This window comes from Aquabacterium sp., from assembly GCF_016195855.1.
Classification (GTDB): Bacteria; Pseudomonadota; Gammaproteobacteria; order Burkholderiales; family Burkholderiaceae_C; genus Aquabacterium.
The window spans coordinates 1-17,966 of sequence record NZ_JACPYU010000028.1 but is presented as its reverse complement, the minus strand read 5'-3'; the positions used below and the strand labels follow the sequence as shown (position 1 = coordinate 17,966).

At 63.7% G+C, this 17,966-nt stretch carries 15 protein-coding genes, 1 rRNA gene and 2 pseudogenes; 7 read left to right on the top strand and 11 right to left on the bottom strand.

All coding sequences use genetic code 11. The features are described 5' to 3' along the window. Together HY019_RS21245 and HY019_RS21240 are read left to right on the top strand one after the other, a co-directional pair. Positions 1–506: pseudogene (locus HY019_RS21245) on the top strand (YihA family ribosome biogenesis GTP-binding protein); the annotation flags it as partial. A gap of 157 nt (positions 507–663) precedes the next feature. Beyond that, complete coding sequence (locus tag HY019_RS21240) at positions 664–1,215, top strand: FxDxF family PEP-CTERM protein (protein ID WP_290695970.1); 552 nt, start codon at positions 664–666, stop codon at positions 1,213–1,215. 86 nt (positions 1,216–1,301) lie between these two features. Here the strand turns inward: HY019_RS21240 and HY019_RS21235 are convergent. From HY019_RS21235 to pyk, 7 genes and pseudogenes are all read right to left on the bottom strand, one after another. Then, a pseudogene (locus HY019_RS21235) lies at positions 1,302–2,213 on the bottom strand (phosphoribosylaminoimidazolesuccinocarboxamide synthase). A gap of 55 nt (positions 2,214–2,268) precedes the next feature. Continuing rightward, positions 2,269–4,218, bottom strand: coding sequence for an ATP-binding protein (locus tag HY019_RS21230; protein ID WP_290695969.1), 1,950 nt, complete (start codon positions 4,216–4,218; stop codon positions 2,269–2,271). A gap of 15 nt (positions 4,219–4,233) precedes the next feature. Further along, on the bottom strand, positions 4,234–5,043 hold the full coding sequence (locus tag HY019_RS21225; RefSeq protein WP_290695967.1) for an alpha/beta hydrolase: 810 nt from the start codon (positions 5,041–5,043) through the stop codon (positions 4,234–4,236). A 111-nt stretch (positions 5,044–5,154) separates the two neighbouring features. After that, positions 5,155–5,808: a glutathione S-transferase family protein gene (locus tag HY019_RS21220; RefSeq protein WP_290695965.1), complete on the bottom strand. Its 654-nt coding sequence runs from the start codon at positions 5,806–5,808 to the stop codon at positions 5,155–5,157. Between the two features lie 93 nt (positions 5,809–5,901). After that, the gene (locus tag HY019_RS21215; protein WP_290695963.1) at positions 5,902–6,882 is read right to left on the bottom strand and encodes a triacylglycerol lipase; all 981 of its coding nucleotides are present in this window, start codon (positions 6,880–6,882) and stop codon (positions 5,902–5,904) included. Positions 6,883–6,990: 108 nt separating this feature from the next. Beyond that, the gene (gene fba, locus HY019_RS21210) at positions 6,991–8,055 is read right to left on the bottom strand and encodes a class II fructose-bisphosphate aldolase (protein ID WP_290695962.1); all 1,065 of its coding nucleotides are present in this window, start codon (positions 8,053–8,055) and stop codon (positions 6,991–6,993) included. A gap of 127 nt (positions 8,056–8,182) precedes the next feature. After that, the gene (pyk, locus tag HY019_RS21205; protein ID WP_290695960.1) at positions 8,183–9,613 is read right to left on the bottom strand and encodes a pyruvate kinase; all 1,431 of its coding nucleotides are present in this window, start codon (positions 9,611–9,613) and stop codon (positions 8,183–8,185) included. A 221-nt stretch (positions 9,614–9,834) separates the two neighbouring features. On the opposite strand from pyk, the gene HY019_RS21200 reads away from it, so the two are divergent. The 5 genes from HY019_RS21200 to HY019_RS21180 all read left to right on the top strand — a co-directional run bounded on the left by HY019_RS21200 (position 9,835) and on the right by HY019_RS21180 (position 14,969). Next, positions 9,835–10,686: an alpha/beta hydrolase gene (locus HY019_RS21200; protein ID WP_290695958.1), complete on the top strand. Its 852-nt coding sequence runs from the start codon at positions 9,835–9,837 to the stop codon at positions 10,684–10,686. A gap of 11 nt (positions 10,687–10,697) precedes the next feature. Then, entirely contained in the window at positions 10,698–11,777 is a 1,080-nt protein-coding gene (locus HY019_RS21195) for an AraC family transcriptional regulator (RefSeq protein ID WP_290695956.1), read from the top strand. Positions 11,778–11,983: 206 nt separating this feature from the next. Continuing rightward, the gene (locus tag HY019_RS21190; RefSeq protein WP_290695954.1) at positions 11,984–12,883 is read left to right on the top strand and encodes a metal-dependent hydrolase; all 900 of its coding nucleotides are present in this window, start codon (positions 11,984–11,986) and stop codon (positions 12,881–12,883) included. A gap of 37 nt (positions 12,884–12,920) precedes the next feature. After that, positions 12,921–13,802 carry a metal-dependent hydrolase gene (locus tag HY019_RS21185; protein WP_290695952.1) on the top strand — a complete coding sequence of 294 codons (882 nt, stop codon included), beginning with the start codon at positions 12,921–12,923 and terminating at the stop codon, positions 13,800–13,802. A gap of 264 nt (positions 13,803–14,066) precedes the next feature. Then, positions 14,067–14,969, top strand: coding sequence for a metal-dependent hydrolase (locus HY019_RS21180; RefSeq protein WP_290695950.1), 903 nt, complete (start codon positions 14,067–14,069; stop codon positions 14,967–14,969). 154 nt (positions 14,970–15,123) lie between these two features. On the opposite strand, the gene HY019_RS21175 is transcribed toward HY019_RS21180, so the two are convergent. The 4 genes from HY019_RS21175 to rrf form a co-directional block, all read right to left on the bottom strand. After that, a complete protein-coding gene (locus HY019_RS21175; protein ID WP_290695948.1) occupies positions 15,124–16,317 on the bottom strand; it encodes a phosphoglycerate kinase in 1,194 nt (397 codons plus the stop codon). Between the two features lie 284 nt (positions 16,318–16,601). Beyond that, positions 16,602–17,078, bottom strand: coding sequence for a hypothetical protein (locus tag HY019_RS21170; RefSeq protein ID WP_363302803.1), 477 nt, complete (start codon positions 17,076–17,078; stop codon positions 16,602–16,604). A 119-nt stretch (positions 17,079–17,197) separates the two neighbouring features. Further along, entirely contained in the window at positions 17,198–17,650 is a 453-nt protein-coding gene (locus tag HY019_RS21165) for a DUF494 domain-containing protein (protein ID WP_290695946.1), read from the bottom strand. A 215-nt stretch (positions 17,651–17,865) separates the two neighbouring features. After that, positions 17,866–17,966: ribosomal RNA gene (gene rrf, locus HY019_RS21160) — 5S ribosomal RNA — on the bottom strand; the annotation flags it as partial.

Below are 17,966 nucleotides of genomic sequence, written 5' to 3'. Positions count from 1 at the left end.
CCCAGCACATCAACCTCTTCCACCTGGGCCCCAAGGCCGCGCCCGACCAGGTCTGGACCGACTTGCCCGGCTACGGCTATGCCGCGGTGGAACGCACCGCCAAGCTGCGCTGGCAGGAAGTCATGGCCAATTACCTGGCCCTGCGCCGCAACCTCACGGCCGTGGTGCAGATGGTGGACTCGCGCCATGGCTTCACCGACCTGGATCGCCAGCTCCTGGAGTTCGTCACCCCGCGCGTGCGCAACGGCGAAATCAAACTGCTGGTGTTGCTGACCAAGGCCGACAAGCTCAACCGCAAGGAAAGCGCCGACTCGCTGCGCCAGGCGCAGGAGGTGTTGTCCGAGCTGGCCACGGACGAAGCCGACATCAGCATCGCCCTGTTCTCCTCGCTCAAGAAAATCGGCGTGGGCGATGCGGCGGAAACGATCAAACAGTGGGCGGCGTCGCCCGAATTGGCGCAAACCCTTGCTGCCGCGCATGCGATCACGCCCCAAGAAGGGGCCTGATGCGGGATATCCCGCCGCATGAAACCCTGTCCCCCCCTCAACCAAAGGGGGACAGCCGCGCACGGGTGCGTAAAATGTCACACCAGCCATGGCATGGTATTCGCATTGGACTGTTGTCCTTGCCGCCATCCGGCACCGCATTCACGGGAGTTCCCAGATGACCATCAAATTCGCCTCCGCCGCTCTGGCCGCCCTGCTGGCAAGCAGCGCCGCCCTGGCCGCCAACCCCGCCAGCATCACCGTACCTTTGACGCTGGTCGCCGACGACACCGACCCCAGCTATTCGTTCGCCACGGTCGACGTGCGCCAGTTGAGCCCCAACCAGGTCTTCGACGACTACTACACCTTCCATCTGGACGGTGTCAGCGACGTCAGCTTCAGCGCCATCTCCGACCCGCTGTTCAATGCCAAGGGCAACGTGCTGCTGAAGGTCGCCGTGTTCGACTCCATCAAGCTCACCGGTCCCAATGACTTCATGGGCTCTGGCGCGATCAACGCCACCGGCATTTACTCCAGCCTCAGCTTCACGAAGCTGGCCGCCGGGGACTACACCATTGCGCTGACCGGCCACGCTGCCGGCAAGTCGGGCGGCAACTACTACGGCAACCTGGGCGTGACCGCCGCGGTGCCGGAACCCGAAGCGCTGGCGATGAGCCTGGCCGGCCTGGGCGTTTTGGGCCTGCTGGCTCGCCGCCGCAAGGCCAACTGATCATCAGGATCAGGCGGGCATCCCAGCCCGCCACCCAGCAAAAAGGGCGTCCACTGGACGCCCTTTTTATTTACCCCTGAGGCGCCTCACTGCCCCGTCAGGCGGGTCAAGGCTTCCTGGTACTTGGCCGCGGTGTTGTCGATCACGCTTTGCGGCAAGGCGGGCGAGGGCGCGGTCTTGTCCCAGGGCTGGCCGTTGACGGTGGCCTGCTCCAGCCAGTCGCGCACGAACTGCTTGTCGTAGCTGGGCGGGTTGGCACCAGCCTTGAAGGCAGTCTCATAGCCTTCCACGGGCCAGAAGCGAGAGGAGTCAGGCGTCAGTACCTCGTCCATCACCGTCAGCGTGCCCTGGTCGTCCAGGCCGAACTCGAACTTGGTGTCGGCGATGATGATGCCCTTGGTCAGCGCGTAATCCGCGGCCTTCTTGTAGAGCTTGATGGCCAGCTCGCGGACCTGGGCGGCCAGGTCGGCACCGATGATCTCGACCATCTTGTCGTAGCTGATGTTCTCGTCGTGGTCACCCACATCGGCCTTGGTGGCCGGCGTGAAGATGGGCTCGGGCAGCTTGCTGGCGTTTTGCAGGCCGGCAGGCAGCTTCACGCCGCAGACTTCGCCGTTGTGCTGGTATTCCTTCTAGCCGCTGTTAGCCAGGTAGCCGCGCACCACCGCCTCGACGGGCAGGGGCTTGAGCTTCTTGACCAGCATGGCGCGGCCTTCCACCTGGGGGCGCTCGGCCGGGGTGACCACGCTGACGGGGTCCTCACCGGTCAGGTGATTAGGCGCCACGTCCTTGAGCAGCTCGAACCAGAACAGTGCCATCTTGGTCAGCAAGGCGCCCTTGCCGGGGATGGGCTCGCCCATGATCACGTCGAAAGCACTGATGCGGTCCGAGGCCACCATCAGGATGCGGTCGTTGCCCACGGCGTAGTTGTCGCGCACCTTGCCACGGGCAAGGAGGGGCAGAGAGGTCAGAGCGGAGGTGTGCAGGGCTGAGGTCATGGATGGAAGCGCCAGGTCGGGGCGGTGGCGCCGGAAAATCCCGCCACCGAAATCGTCAAACCGACATTGTGCCGTCACTGCGCACCTGTGCGCTCAATAAACGGCGCAGCGCCGGCTCGACGCGGGTGACATCCAGGGGTTTCGTCCAGTAATCATCGAAGCCGGCACCCAGTGCCCGGCGAATTTCCTCGGGCATGGCGTCTGCCGACACCGCCACCACCGGCTGCATCGCCCAGCCCGGCAACTGCCGTACCGCGTGCAGCAAGGTGACGCCATCCATGTCCGCGAGGTGCATGTCGAACAACAAGGCATCCGGCCAGGGGCCGCTGCGCAGCGCCGCCAGGGCTTTGCCACCGGTGTCCAGCACCAGCAACTCGAACTGGCGCGAGCCCTCGAAAAGCGTGCTCATCAGCAAGGCATTGATGGGGTTGTCTTCCACGTACAGCACGCGCTGGCGCGCCTGTTCAGGGGGGACACCGGGCGAGGCCTCTGCAGGCACGAGGTCGGCAACCTGGGTGTCGCCCCCACCCAGCCCCGGGGCCGGCGCGCTCGCCCGCTGGAGGCTGACCACAAAACAGGCCCCCTCACCGGGCTCGCTGCGCACACGCAGTTGCCCGCCCATCAGCTCGACCAGGCCTTGCGTGATCACCAGGCCCAGGCCCACGCCCTCCACCTGGCTGTGCTCGGCCCCCAGGCGGTTGAAGGGCTGGAACAACTGGGCCTGCTGCGCAAGGCTCAAGCCCGGCCCCTGATCCTGCACGCGCAACTCGATCACATCGCCCGCCAGCAACTCGACCTGCACGTCCACACGCCCGCTTTCGGGCCCGTACTTGATGGCGTTGGTCAACAGGTTCAACAGGACCTGGCCCAAGCGGTGGCGATCGGCCTGCACCACCGCGCCACGCGCGCCCACCCAATTCAGGTTGACACGCCGCTTCGCGGCCAGCGGCTCGGCCAGCAACAGGCTGGACTCGATGACCTCGTCGAGCGGCAGATCCGCCATCTGCACCGACATGTGCCCGGCCTCGATGCGGGAGATCTCCAGCACCTCGTTGATCAGGCGCAGCAGGCTTTGCCCGGCTGCCTCGATGTAGCCCAGCTTGGTGCGCTGGTCCGCACGCAGGTTGCCGGCATCCTGCATCTGCAAGAGCTGTGCAAACCCCAGGATGCCATTGAGGGGGGGGCGCAATTCATGGCTCATGTGCGCCATGAACTCGCTCTTGGCCTGGTTGGCCCGCTCGGCCGACGCCTTCTCGCGCAAGCCCAGCTCCATGTCCTTGCGCTCGGTGATGTCGGCGATGTAGCCGTTCCACACCACCGAGCCGTCCGGCTCCTGATGGGGCGTGGCGTGCAACTCCAGCCACATCGCCTGCTGATCAACCACGGCGCGGCACTCGCAGCGCCAGGGGCTCAAGTCCAGGGCCGATGCGTCCAGCGTGCACTGGACCCGCTGCGCATCATCCGGATGGATCTGGCGCCAGACCACATCGGCATCCTCCAGCGCTTGTGAAGGCGCCACGTTGAACAAGCGCCGGATGGCATCGGTGACATAGGTGAAGCGAGGCGCCTCCCGCGGCTCGCGCCGCAACTGGAACAACAAGCCCGGCGCCTCGTCGGCGGCGCGCTTGGCCGTCAGCAACTGGTATTCCAGCCGTCCGCGCTCTTTCAGGCGCATGAAGACGCAGCGCACCACGCCGCGACCGTCCGACACCACCTCGCGCCGCGCACTCATCAGGGCGTCGATGCGACGCCCCTCGGTGTCTCGCAGCTGGATCGACACCTCGTCAACCTGATCCGACATCTTCAACAGCGGAAAGATGTACGAGTGATACAGCAGGGCCGAGGCCCTGGACATCAGCACGCCCACTTGCTGCCCTTGCAGCTCGTCGGCCGTCTGCCCCCGCAGGCTGGCCAGGGCCCGGTTTACCTCCAGCAAAAGACCATCGTCATCCACCACCGCAACGGCAACGGGCAGATGATCAAAATGGTGTGCAGATGCGGCCATCGGCTGAAAGGGTGACTAGACCGTGGTGTCCAGATACGCGCGAATCAACTGAACGGTTTCAGATGGATGGCTCATGTGGGGGCAATGGCCGCTGGCCGCCATGCGCACCAGGGTGGACTGGGGCAGATGCGCATGCATGTAGTCGCCCACGGACAAGGGCGCGATGCTGTCGTCGCCCCCCTGCAGGATGAGCGAGGGCACGCGCAGCAGCGGCAGCCGGTCGCGCACATCGGCCCAGAACACCAGTTGCGCAAAGTGCCGCACGATGACGGGGTCACCCGCGCACAGACTTTGCGCCAGCTCCGAGCGCAAGGCCGGTTGATCCTCGTTCTTCATGGCCACCGGAGCAAAGAAGTTGGCCCAGTCGCTCATGTTGCGGTCCATCAGATCCAGCAAATCCATGATGTCTTCGCGCTCGAACCCGCCTTCGTAGGCCGGCGGGTCATTGACGAAACAGGGGTTGGGGCACAGCATCACAAGCCGCTCGAACAGTTCGGGGCGCGCAATGGCCGCCAGCATGCCGATGGAGCTGCTCACCGAATGCCCGACAAACACGACCGGACCGCATTTCAGCGCGTCCAGGATCTCGATGACGTCGCGCCCGTAATCCGCCAGGCTGGCGTAGCGCTCCGGGCGCCACGACGACGCATCAGAGCGCCCGCTACCCACATGGTCGAACAGGATGACACGGTGGTCTGCAGCCAGGGCGGGCGCGACATGCCGCCACATGCGTTGATCGCAGCCAAAGCCATGGGCCAGCACAATCACCCGGTCGCCAGAGCCCATGTCCATGACATGGTGGCGAGCCAGTACACCCTCCGCCATGAGCGCACCTCCTGTTGAGTTTCAGTCAGGTGTCGCGCACTGGCTTGCGTCAGGCGGCACCCGTGCTGTGTTTTGTACCACAGCCGGGCTTGGGGCACACGCCTGTGGCGTTCAGGCCTTGGCTTTGGACGCGGCACGCGCCTGGTCAGCCTTGCGGTCCGCCGCGACCTTCTGCGCCGTGGGGCGCGCTTCGATCAGCTTGACGTAGCCCTTCCAGTCGATGCCCGCTGCAGCCACAAGGTCTTCACCGCACACCAGCTTGCTGGCCAGGGCCGCCAACGGCAGGCTCACGTACACGGCGCAATCGGCCATCGTGAAGGTGTCGCCTGCCGCGTAAGGGGCAAACTTCGCCACTTGCTTGAACGCGGCGATGTTCTTGATCAGGTCGCCCTTGACGCGTTCGATGAACTTCTCGGGCAAGGTCCCGCCAAAGAAGGCCTGCGAATACAGCTGGCGCGCGCACAGCTCCACGTGCAGGTCGCAATAGGTGATGACCTCGCGCACCTTGGCCGCTTGCCAGGGGTCAGCGGGGATCAGGGCCGGCGTGGGCCAGCGCGCTTCGATGTACTCCACGATGGCCTGGCTCTCGCACAGGAAGCCGTTCTCGGTTTCGATATACGGCACCTTGCCCAGCGGGGACTTGTCCTGCTTGCCTTCGCTGCCAAACGAGACCAGCACCTCTTCAAAGGGCACGTCCTTTTCCAGCAGGGCCAGCTTGACCTTGTTGTAGTAGTTGGACAGCGAGAATCCGTAGAGCTTGAGCATGAAGGTCTCCGTCAGTGGGGCATCGTTATGGGGAAAAACCGGGCACAGCATACGGCAAAGCCCTTTGCTGCGTGCAACGCCACCTTCGTGCGCTCAGAGCCCGGCTTCTTTCAGGCGATGCGCATGGATCACAAACAAGCCCACCGGGTCGGCCCCCGGCCCAACCAGCCCGGAGAACTGGTTCACAGCCTGGAAGTGGTTCATCGGGTAGTCGTCTCGGATGACCTCGCCCAGGTGGCTGGCACAGCGGCCAACCAGCCCATCGTTGTCGGTCTCGCGCACAAAGGCCTTGCCCGACAGGCTCATGAGGTAGTCGGCCAGGTTCAGGGCGCGGTAGAACTGGCCGATGCTGCTCCACGAGTAGTAGCGCACGCCGTCCACCACATGCGCACCTTCGCCGCAGGCCTGCTCCGGCACGCCCGCCGGGAAGCGCTGGTTGAAGAACGCCGCACCGGACTGGGTGAGCGACTTCATGGCCTCGGCCGAGTCAATGGGCAGGTCGGCCCCGGTGATCCAGTTGATCAAGGCGCCCAGCTTGTTGCCCAGGCCCAGCAGCGCGTCAGCCAGCCAGGGCCTGGTCTTGGTCAACTCGAACAACCAGTCTGCCACCTCGGAGCCCATGGTCGGGCCCGACACCGTCGTCACCGAGGCCACCCACTCCGGGTGCGTGCCCGCCACGTAACGAACGGAATGGCTGCCGTGGCTGTGTCCGATGAGGTTGACCTTCTTGGCGCCCGTCTCCAGCATGATCTGGCGCACCTGGGCCATCAATTGCTCGCCGCGCACATCCGAGCTGTTGAACGCCGACACCTGGGTCACGTAGACCTTGGCGCCATGGGCCCGCAAGGTCTCCGGAATGTCATGCCAGTACGACTGCTTGCCCGCATAGCCAAACCCCATCACGCCATGCGCCAGCACGATCGGGTAGCGCGTTTGCGCATCGTCCGCCACCTGGACGGACGAGACCGGCTCACCCGACAGGGTCAACCACGTGGGCACCACCACCGCGGCCGCACCGGCCAGCACCAAGGTCGCCACGCCCCCCAAGACCCACTTCACCAGACGATTCGCCACGGGATTTCCAAACGCTCAAAGACAAAAAAAAGGCGGGGCACCTGCGCCCTCGCCTATTGCACCCGGCCACCCATTTGCGGCTGCCGGGCTCTGTACTCGCCAGACCGATCAGGCCACGACCTGGGCCAGCTTGCCGCTGGCGTACATGGCGGCGATCTCGGTCATCGAGATGGCCTTGATCTTGCCGGCCTGGCCTTCGCAACCGAATTCCATGTAGCGCTGCTTGCAGATCTGCTTGGCGGCTTCACGGGCGGGCTTGAGCCACTCGCGGGCATCGAACTTGTCGGGGTTCTCGGCCAGGAACTTGCGCACGGCACCGGTCATCGCCAGGCGGATGTCGGTGTCGATGTTGATCTTGCGCACGCCGTACTTGATGGCTTCCTGGATTTCTTCCACGGGCACGCCGTAGGTTTCCTTCATCTTGCCGCCGTACTGGTTGATGATGGCCAGCAGGTCTTGGGGCACCGAAGAAGAACCGTGCATCACCAGGTGGGTATTGGGGATGCGCTTGTGGATTTCCTTGACGCGGCTGATGGCCAGGATGTCGCCCGTGGGCTTGCGCGAGAACTTGTAGGCGCCATGGCTGGTGCCGATGGCGATGGCCAGCGCGTCCAGCTGGGTGGCCTTGACGAACACGGCGGCTTCTTCGGGGTCGGTCAGCATCTGGCTGTGGTCCAGCTTGCCTTCGGCGCCAATGCCGTCTTCTTCGCCGGCTTCACCGGTTTCCAGGTTGCCCAGGCAGCCCAGTTCGCCTTCCACGGTCACGCCGACCTTGTGGGCCATCTCGACGACCTTGCGGGTCACGTCGACGTTGTAGTCGAACGAAGCCGGGGTCTTGCCGTCTTCCTGCAGCGAGCCGTCCATCATCACCGAGCCGAAGCCCAGGTTGATGGCGCCTTGGCAGATCGCAGGCGACTGGCCGTGATCCTGGTGCATCACCAGGGGGATGTGGGGGTACATCTCGACGGCAGCCTGGATCAGGTGCTTGATGAAGGCCTCGCCAGCGTACTTGCGGGCGCCCGCACTGGCTTGCAGGATCACGGGGGCACCGACTTCATCGGCAGCCTGCATCACGGCCTGGACTTGTTCCAGGTTGTTCACGTTGAAAGCCGGAATGCCGTAGTTATTTTCAGCGGCGTGATCCAGCAGCTGACGCATCGAAACGAGTGCCATGAAACCCCCAGGTAAGCGGAAACAAAAAAATGAAACGCGCAGAACAGCGTCGTTCGCGCGTTGGAACTGGGCCGAATTCTAACGAAGCCCGGCCGCCTTACCTACCCCCAGTTTCGGGCGGAGGGTTTTACTTCACCTCGCACACCTTGAGCATGTTGGTGCCACCGGGGTGGCCCATGGGTTCGCCACAGGTGATGGCGTAGGTGTCGCCCGGGCGCAGCACCCCCCGCTCGACCAGCATGGCCTCGGCGTGCTTGAGCGCCTCGTCGCGGTCGGAGTAGTTGGGAATCAGCAGCGGCCGCACATTGCGGTAAAGCGCCATCTTGCGCTGTGAAATCGGCTGCGCCGTCAGGCCGAAGATGGGCACGTGGATCTTGTGCCGGCTCATCCACAGCGCGGTCGAGCCGGATTCGGTCAGCGCGATGATGGCCTTGCAACCCAGGTGGTAGGCCGTGAACAGCGCCCCCATGGCGATCGACTGGTCGATGCGGCCAAAGGTGGTGTTGGTGAAGTCCGCGTCCAGCGAGAGCTCCTCGGCGGCTTCGGCGGCCTGCGCGATGTTGGCCATCTGCTCGACCGTCTCGATGGGGTACTTGCCGGCCGCGGTCTCGGCGCTCAGCATCACGGCGTCGGTGCCGTCCAGCACGGCATTGGCCACGTCCGACACCTCGGCGCGCGTGGGCACCGGGTTGACGATCATGGACTCCATCATCTGCGTGGCCGTGATCACGACCTTGTCCATGTGGCGCGCCATCTTGATCATGCGCTTTTGCAGGGCCGGCACGGCGGCATTGCCCACCTCCACGGCCAGGTCGCCGCGCGCCACCATGATGCCGTCCGACGCCCGCAGGATGGCCTCCAGATTGGGAATGGCCTCGGTGCGCTCGATCTTGGCGATCAGCGCGGGGCGGTGCTTCCAGGGCTCACCTGCCACATTGCACAGCTGGCGCGCCATCTCCATGTCCGTCGCATTCTTGGGGAAGGACACGGCGATGTAGTCACACTGGAAGCTCGCCGCCGTCTTGATGTCTTCCATGTCCTTGGCGGTCAGCGCGGGCGCGGTCAACCCACCGCCCTGCTTGTTGATGCCCTTGTTGTTGGACAACTCGCCGCCCAGCTTGACGACGGTGTGCACGGCCTCACCCTTGACGGCCTCCACCGTCATCACGATCAGGCCGTCGTTGAGCAGCAGCGTGTCGCCGGGCTTCACGTCGCGCGGCAACTCCTTGTAGTCCAGGCCCACGCCGCGGATGTCACCCGGCTCGGTGCGGCTGGCGTCCAGCACAAAGGCCTGGCCCGGCTCCAGCATCACCTTGCCTTCGGCAAATTTGCCCACGCGGATCTTGGGGCCTTGCAGGTCGGCCATGATGGCCACCACCTTGCCGACCTTGGCCGCCGCATCCCGCACAGCCTGCGCGCGGTCGATGTGGTCCTGGGCCTTGCCATGCGAGAAGTTCAAGCGCACCACATCGACCCCGGCCAGCAGCATTTTTTCGAGCACATCCGGCGTCGAGGATGCGGGACCGAGGGTGGCGACGATCTTGGTGGCACGCTGCATGGCTGAAAGCTCTTTGGGTTGTCTATCTGCTTTCAGTGTCACACCAAAGCCCCTTGCTTGAACGCCCGAAATGCGTCCCCAGATCAGAACCTTGATGCCCTGACGCAACGACCTTACACTCCATGGCACACAAATGACATCCGAAGTAATGTTGTCAACCTGTTCAGCGCGGCGAGCCATTGGCCGAAAACGGTCACATGGGCCCTCCAGATGAGACTGACATGAAGCCACGCACCGCTCACCGCGCCATCGTTTTCTCGCATGCCAACAGCTTTCCGGCCAGCACCTACCAGGCGCTGTTCGAGGGTTGGCGCGCCGCCGGCTACGAGGTGCACGCGCTCGACAAGTTCGGCCACGACCCGCGCTACCCCGTCACCATGGACTGGCCCCATCTGGTGGTCCAGCTCAAGGACTTCATCGAGCGCGAAGTCGGGCACCCGGCCTACCTGGTCGGCCACTCGCTGGGTGGCTACCTCAGCCTGATGGCCGCCAGCCGCTACCCGCACCTGGCCCAGGGCGTGGTCGTGATGGATTCGCCCGTGCTGCACGGCTGGAAGAACGCGGGCGTCGGCCTGGCCAAGAAGCTGGGCACGCTGGACCGCGTGGTCACCCCGGCGCGCATCGCCGCCCAACGCACCCAGGAATGGGCCAGCCTGCAGGTCGCGCATGAGCACTTCTCGTCCAAGCCCAAGTTCGCCGCGTTCCACCCGCGCATCCTCAACGACTACCTGGCGCACGGCACCGAAACCCATCTGGACGGCAAATCGCGCAAGCTGAGTTTCCGCCGCGACATCGAGTCCGCCATCTACGCGTCGATGCCGCACAACCTGCTGCAGGAATTCCGCCGCCACCCTCACCAGTGCCCCCTGGCCTTCATCGGTGGCGAGCACTCGCGCGAAACCCGCAAGGTCGGCGTCGAAGGCATCAAACAACTGGTGGGCCGCAACATGTCGTGGATCAAGGGCACTCACCTGTATCCTTTCGAGATGCCCGACCTCACCACGGCCGAAGTCCTGAAATGGCTGCAGCATTTCCAGACCGCGCCGGCCGAGGCCGCCTCCGCCAACGCCTGATCCAGGGCCTCATGAACCAGCCGACCACGGAACCGCCTGTCGAAACACCCATCCCCTTCGTCACCGTGACGAACTGGGTGCGCGCGGCCCGTCTGTGCGGCATCGACATCGAAGCCATCTTCCGCCAGGAAGGCATCGACACCGCCAGCCTGCATCCGGAGACCTCCACCGTCTCGCGCGACGCCATGCAGCGGCTGATGCAGCGCTGCGTCGAGGAAACACGCCGGGTGGGCAGCCCACGCCACTTCCCCGTCGTGCTGGGCGAGACCTTCGCCTTCGAGTACATGTCGGATGTGGAAACCTTCATCACCACCAGCGCCTCGCTGCGTGATGCCACCCGCGCGCTCGAGTGGATTCCGCCGCTCATCAATCCCTATATGCGTTTCTCGCTGGCCGAGCACGGTCAGGAAGCCCGCATCGCGCTGCACTTCTCGGTGCCGGACGAATCCTTCGAGCGCACCTGGCCGTTCACGGAAGGGGTCATCACCACCACCATCAAGTTCAGCCGCCTGTTGCTGGGCGGCCAGACGCTGATCGGCCGCATCACCATGCGCCACCCGCGTCACGCCAACAGCGAGCTGGTCGAGGCCGCTTTCCAGGTTCCTGTCGAATGGGGCGCCCCGGTGGACGCCCTCTGGTTCGACCGCGCGCTGCTGGATCAACCCCTGGGCGGCGCCTTCCCGGTTCTGCACGAACAAGCTGCCCAGCGCCTGGCCCAGAAGGTCGCCCAACGCGCCGAAGCCCAGCCTTCACAAGCCAGCAACCACCAGGGCCAGCAACTGATCAAGCAGATCGAGCGTGCCTTCAACGACAAGCCCCGTCTCATGGGCCTGGGCCTCGAAGCGCTGGCAGAAGAGTTGGGCATGCACGCCCGCACCCTGCAGCGCCGCCTCAAAGAGGTCAACGACAGCCACTCCGCCATCCAGGGCCGCGTGCGCTACAAGCTCGCTCAGCAATGGCTGAAGAACGAGGCCATGGCCATCGAAGACATCAGCGACCGCCTGGGTTTCTCCGATCGCCGCAGCTTCACCCAGGCCTTCACACGCTGGTCAGGCGTCACCCCCAGCCAGTACCGCCGTCAGCGTGGCTGATCCGGTCTTCGCGGGCTCGCTCAAGCCCCCGCCACGGACAGCCGAAAACGCCTCACATTCACAGCGTTTTCCCTAGTCGGCGCTGTCGCCAAAATTACCTCCATGTCGCTGCACTACATAGCGCACATCAAGGGGGATCCCTAAAGTCTCAACCTGACAGACGCCCGTCACAACTTGTGACAACTGGAGTCCGCGGAGACAAAAACATGAGCAAGACCAAACTGACACCGCCCCCGATCATCCCGCGCGAAAAGCTGGATTTCGACCTGGACGGCAACATCCCCAAACACTGGCTGGACAACGACCCGTTCAAGACCCGGTTCTTCGACGCCATGTCCACCCTCTTCCCCGTGGGCGAGCGGTTCTTCATCACCTGCGTGCGCGACTTCAAGGACCGCATCACCGATCCCAAGATGCAGCACGACATCAAGGACTTCACGCGCCAGGAAGCGCAGCACAGCATGCTGCACACCCGCTACAACGACCGCCTCAAGAAGCACGGCATCGGCGTCGACGCCATCCTTGAAGGCCAGGAGCGCCGCCTCTTCGGCATCATCCGCCAGCACTGCTCGCGTGAATTCACGCTGGGCATCACCGCCGCCTCCGAGCACATCACCGCCATCATGGCCGACTGTTTCGTCGAGCGTCCCCACATCTTCAACGGAGCCGACGAGCGCATGCGCGCCCTCTACGTATGGCACGCCATGGAAGAGATGGAGCACAAGGGTGTCGCCTACGACGTGCTGGTCGACATCGCCAAGGCCAGCTACTGGACGCGCGTCAGCTCCATGATGCTGGTGACGCTGCTCTTCCCCTACCACGTCTTCCGCATCATGAAGCACATGCTGCAGGCCGACGGCTTCACCCGCTGGGAGCGCACCAAGATCTGGGCCAAGGGCCTGTGGTGGCTGTACAAGCCCGGCGGCATCTTCCTGCCCATGCTCGGCAAGTACTTCTCCTACCTCAAGCCGGGTTTCCATCCCTGGCAAGAGCCCGTCGTGCCCAGCTACGAGCCCTGGGTGCGCCTGCTCAAGGAAACCGGCGACCCTGTTGAAGCGGGCAACCGCCTGCATGCCGGCCTGACCCAAGGTCTGGCCCACGCCTGATCCAATGCCTGTGTGACTCAAACAAAGGAGTGACATCATGAGCCCGACAAACTCGACATCGCCCCCCATCGTCCCGCGCGAAAAGCTCGACTTTGGTCTGGATGGCGACATCCCCAAGTACTGGTTCGACAACCACCCCTTCAAGTCGCGCTTCTTCGACGCGATGTCGACCATCTTCCCAGAAGGCGAGCGCTACTTCATCTCCTGCGTGCGCGACTTCCGCGACCAGGTGACAGACCCCAAGCTCCTGCAGGAGATCAAGGACTTCATGCGCCAGGAAGGTCAGCACGGCATCGTGCACACGACCTACAACCAGCGCCTGAAGGACCAAGGCATCGATGTCGACATGCTCGAGCGCATCGAGCACCACATCCTGTTCGACATCGTGCGCAAGAAGGTGCCCAAGAAGATGACGCTGGCGGACACCGCCGCCGCCGAGCACCTCACGGCCATCATGGCCCACAGCTTCTGCGAAGACAAAACCCTGCTGGCCAACGCCGACCACCGCATGCGCGCCATGTACGCCTGGCACGCCATGGAAGAGGTCGAGCACAAGGCCGTCGCGTTCGACGTGATGCAGAAGGTCGCCAAGGTCAACTACTTCCAGCGCATCCTGGCGATGATGATCGTCACGCTCGGCTTCAACATCCACGCGCTGCTGGTCACCCGCTACATGCTCAAGGTCGACGGCTTCAGCCGCTGGCAACGCACCAAGCTCTGGGCCAAGGGCCTGTGGTGGCTGTACCGGCCGGGCGGCCTGTTCATGTCCCTGTTCGGCCACTACATCCAGTACTACAAGCCCGGCTTCCACCCCTGGCAAAACGGCCAGATGCGCAGCTACAAGCTCTGGCTGGACACCTACAACCGCACCGGCGACCCCATCCAGGCCGGTGAAGCCGTGTACGCCGCCGGCGCCTGAGCGCCCGCGTTCCAGATCGAGGCATCACGCTTTTCTCCACGTCCTTCCTGCCATCAGCGTGATGCCTCACGCGCCACCAGGCCCCAGACGGTCGCCGCTCTCGGGTCCTGACCAGCGCCTTGCGCCATGACACCTTAGGGCGTCGTGGCTTTTTTTTCGCCTGCTGATCAGCGCGTGCAGCCCACACGCTTTCCGCCCGCGCCACCCTGCATCTGCGCCCCGCACACATCAAGCCCATGGCAAAGTGATCCGAAAGGTCCAGCCATGAACGCGCCCGATCTCACCACGCCCTCGCACCCACCCGCGCCCACGCTGCCCATCACCGTGCGCGAAGGCCTGGACTTCGGTCTCGACGGCGACATCGCCCGCCACTGGTTTGGCGGCGACGCCTTCAAGACCCGCTTCTTCGACGCCATGTCCGTGCTCTTCCCCGAAGGCGAGCGCTTCTTCATCGCCTGCGTGCGTGACTACAAGGATCAACTCCACAGTCCCGAACAAGCGCAAACCATGCTGGATTTCGCCAAGCAGGAGGCCCAGCACACCAAGGTCCACAACGCCTTCAACAAGCGCCTGGCGGCACAAGGCATCAAAGTCGACAAGATCCTGGCCAACCAGCGCAGGCACCTCTTCGAGCACGTGCGCAAGCACCTGAGCAAACGCCACACCCTGGCGCTCACCGCGGCCGCGGAACACCTCACGGCGCTGATGTCCCACGCCTTCATGCAAAACCGCCACCACTTCGACGATGCCGACCCGCGCGTGCGCGCCATGTACGTCTGGCATGCGGTGGAAGAGGTCGAACACAAAGGCGTCGCCTTCGACGTCATGCAGCAAGTGGCCCATGTCGGCTACCTGCACCGCGTCTGGGCCCTCGTGCTGGTCAGCCTCCAGTTCCCTCTGCTCGTGTTCCAGATCCTCAACCACATGCTCAAGGTGGACGGCTACACGCGCGCGCAGCGCTGGGGCATCTGGCTCAAAGGCCTGTGGTGGCTGTACAAACCCGGCGGCCTGATGGGCCCCCTGCTATGGCCCTACCTGGCCTGGTACCGCCCCGGTTTTCACCCATGGGATGAACAGGCCCCCGCCGAGTTCCAGACCTGGCTGGGCGCCATGCAACGAAGCGGCAACCCGGTCACCGCCAGCAACGCCCTGCAGCCACACACCTGACACCAGACCACGCACGGACGGGCACCACCTCACGCCAAGACTTGACACCTCGGCAACAAAAAAGGCCTGCCCCCGCTAAGGGACAGACCTCTTGTCATGCTGGCACAAGGCCAACAGTGTGCCGAGCGAGCCCGGCGCTCGCCTCGACCGCAAATCAACCGGCAGCGCGCTTGCTCAGAATCTCGAATGCAGGCAGGGTCTTGCCCTCCAGCACTTCCAGGAACGCGCCACCGCCAGTAGAGATGTAGCCCACGTCCTTCTCAATGCCGTACTTGGCGATCGCAGCCAGCGTGTCGCCACCTCCGGCAATGCTGAACGCGGCCGACTCGGCGATCGCACGCGCCACCGTCTCGGTGCCCTTGGAGAAGGCCTCGAACTCGAACACACCCATCGGGCCATTCCACACAATCGTACCGGCGGCCTTCAACTGCGCGGCCAGCTTGGCTGCCGTCTTCGGCCCGATGTCCAGAATCAGGTCATCATCGGCCACCTCGTTGGCCGCCTTGATCGTCGCCGGCGCGTCGGCCGCAAACGTCTTGGCCACGACCACATCCTCAGGGATTGGCACCTCAGCACCGCGGGCCTTCATCGCCGCGATCACCGCCGTGGCTTCACCCAGCAGGTCCGGCTCAGCCAGCGACTTGCCGATCTTCAAACCAGCTGCCAGCATGAAAGTATTGGCGATGCCGCCACCCACGATCAGGCCGTCCACATTCCTGGCCAGCGACTGCAGGATGGTCAGCTTGGTCGACACCTTGGAGCCTGCCACGATGGCCAGCAGCGGGCGCTTGGGCGCTTCCAAGGCCTTGCTGATCGCATCGATTTCAGCCGACAGCAAGGGGCCAGCGCAGGCAATCTTCGCAAACTGGGCGATCCCGTAGGTCGTGCCCTCGGCCCGGTGGGCGGTCCCGAACGCATCGTTGACGAAGATGTCGCACAAAGCGGCCATCTTGCGAGCCAGCTCTTCGTTGTTCTTCTTTTCGCCCTTGTTCAGACGACAGTTCTCCAGCAGCACCACCTCACCGGGGTTCACGCTCACGCCATCCACCCAGTTGCTCACCAGCTTGACCTCACGGCCCATCAACTCGCCCAGGCGCTTGGCCACAGGTGCCAGCGAATCCTCCGGCTTGAACTCGCCCTCCGTCGGGCGGCCCAGGTGCGATGTCACCATCACAGCCGCGCCAGCCTTCAAGGCCAACGCGATGGCAGGCACGGACGCACGGATGCGGGTGTCCTCGGTGATGTTGCCCGCATCGTCTTGCGGCACGTTCAGATCGGCGCGGATGAACACGCGCTGGCCCGCTGCTTTGCCCTGGGCCACGAGGTCTTCAAATCGGAGGATGTTCATGTTGGCTGCCGCTTCGGCTTTGAAAACGAAAGTCCAACATTGTAGAAAGGTCTGCGCGCCCCGAGCCCCCCGATTTGATGGCCAGGGGCGATTTCCGTCACCGATCGCGACCAATCGCCAGTCCAGCTCGGGCTTCAGCTACCTCAATGCTCCAGGGTCGACCAAACCTCCGGCGCAATCCCTGCCGATACCCCTCGAAAGCCAAGCGCCTGAACGAAGAGGTTCCGCCGCAGAAAGAAGCAGAACGCGCCGCTACCGGCCACTTCTTGCAGCAAAAGAGCGCATCAATGGGACTTTGACTTACCTTGCTTGGCCGGCTTGCTGCCGCCCTCGCCATCGGCCTTGTCCGGCACGTCTTCTTCGTCATCGCTCGAAGGCGCCGAAGCCTTGGATGCAGCTGGGGAAACCGGGCGTGGGACAACGGGCACGACCCCATCCAGCTTGTTCTCCCTCATGTACTCGTCCATTTCCCGCCATCCAGTGAACACAGACGCCTTATCTGCCTTCGGGTTCAAGGTGTAGCAATCCTCAATGGCACGCATGGCATGCCTGCAGGCGCTACCGATCGCTTTGGCCTCAGCCTGTTGATGCTCAGCCGCCTTTTGAGGCGTCTCGATACCCAACTGGTCGCAACCCGCCATGGCGCCCAGACAAGCCAAGCCGGCAAGCAGCGCCAGGCGTCGCACATGCCAGCCAGGCCGCGAGCCTTCCGCTTCGGTGCTGTATCCAGGGGAATCGACTGAAAAGGACGAGAAAAACATGGCCGCGGTATGTGAAAGCGCAGCAGGAATTTGCCCACGCCAACATGATTACGGCACTTTTCAGCGGACCTTGAAAGGCAAAGAAGCGAGGTACTCCTCCCGGAGTAACGCGCAACACCTCAATGAATCAGACGGTCTTCGTCGTCAACGAACAGTTCGTCCAGGATCAGCGCATCAGGCTCCTCGCCCAGACTCCAGAAGACAAGCAGCACCAGGATCTTGAAATCCTCCAGCGCAACCGGCCCTCGCGGCACGGCCACCACGCGATCCAGCACGACTTCACGCAGCATCGGTGTCAGCACACCGGCTGACTCCAGAAACTGCAGGAACCCCAAGGCTTCGGGCCCCAAGCGCTCCAATTCAGGCTCTGCGAAAACCCTCGAAGCTCGATCAGAAGGTGCAATGACCTCATCATGCGTCACGGTCTGCAAGCCATCCAGCCAAGCCAGGGCCTCACTGATCTCCTCTTCTTCGAAGCCCACCGCTGAGAGCTTTCGCATCAGCAGATCAGACTCCGGACAAGCGTCAGGACGCCAGTAATGCTCGTAGAGATAGACCAGTACATCAAACATGGGATCACTATAGCTCAAGGCGAATGGCCATGCATGCGCGTTGTCACCCGGGGCGTGAACAGCAGCGCACGCAAGAACTCGAGGGACAAAGCCGCGCGATGACTAAACGGAGAAGATAAGTGCATCACACACCGGGGGCAACGAAATCAGCGACCGAATGGTGAGCAGAAACGAAAAAGCCCCTGCTTTTGCAGGGGCTTTGTTCGCTATAGGTAGCCTGACGATGTCCTACTTTCACACGGGAATCCGCACTATCATCGGCGCTGAGTCGTTTCACTGTCCTGTTCGGGATGGGAAGGAGTGGGACCAACTCGCT

What these genes read in the sequence shown, in the direction of transcription:
- HY019_RS21240 (WP_290695970.1), top strand. Translation starts at nt 664, where the DNA reads ATGACCATCAAATTCGCCTCCGCCGCTCTGGCCGCCCTGCTGGCAAGC.
- HY019_RS21230 (WP_290695969.1), bottom strand. Translation starts at nt 4,218, where the DNA reads ATGGCCGCATCTGCACACCATTTTGATCATCTGCCCGTTGCCGTTGCG.
- HY019_RS21225 (WP_290695967.1), bottom strand. Translation starts at nt 5,043, where the DNA reads ATGGCGGAGGGTGTACTGGCTCGCCACCATGTCATGGACATGGGCTCT.
- HY019_RS21220 (WP_290695965.1), bottom strand. Translation starts at nt 5,808, where the DNA reads ATGCTCAAGCTCTACGGATTCTCGCTGTCCAACTACTACAACAAGGTC.
- fba (WP_290695962.1), bottom strand. Translation starts at nt 8,055, where the DNA reads ATGGCACTCGTTTCGATGCGTCAGCTGCTGGATCACGCCGCTGAAAAT.
- pyk (WP_290695960.1), bottom strand. Translation starts at nt 9,613, where the DNA reads ATGCAGCGTGCCACCAAGATCGTCGCCACCCTCGGTCCCGCATCCTCG.
- HY019_RS21200 (WP_290695958.1), top strand. Translation starts at nt 9,835, where the DNA reads ATGAAGCCACGCACCGCTCACCGCGCCATCGTTTTCTCGCATGCCAAC.
- HY019_RS21195 (WP_290695956.1), top strand. Translation starts at nt 10,698, where the DNA reads ATGAACCAGCCGACCACGGAACCGCCTGTCGAAACACCCATCCCCTTC.
- HY019_RS21190 (WP_290695954.1), top strand. Translation starts at nt 11,984, where the DNA reads ATGAGCAAGACCAAACTGACACCGCCCCCGATCATCCCGCGCGAAAAG.
- HY019_RS21185 (WP_290695952.1), top strand. Translation starts at nt 12,921, where the DNA reads ATGAGCCCGACAAACTCGACATCGCCCCCCATCGTCCCGCGCGAAAAG.
- HY019_RS21180 (WP_290695950.1), top strand. Translation starts at nt 14,067, where the DNA reads ATGAACGCGCCCGATCTCACCACGCCCTCGCACCCACCCGCGCCCACG.
- HY019_RS21175 (WP_290695948.1), bottom strand. Translation starts at nt 16,317, where the DNA reads ATGAACATCCTCCGATTTGAAGACCTCGTGGCCCAGGGCAAAGCAGCG.
- HY019_RS21170 (WP_363302803.1), bottom strand. Translation starts at nt 17,078, where the DNA reads ATGTTTTTCTCGTCCTTTTCAGTCGATTCCCCTGGATACAGCACCGAA.
- HY019_RS21165 (WP_290695946.1), bottom strand. Translation starts at nt 17,650, where the DNA reads ATGTTTGATGTACTGGTCTATCTCTACGAGCATTACTGGCGTCCTGAC.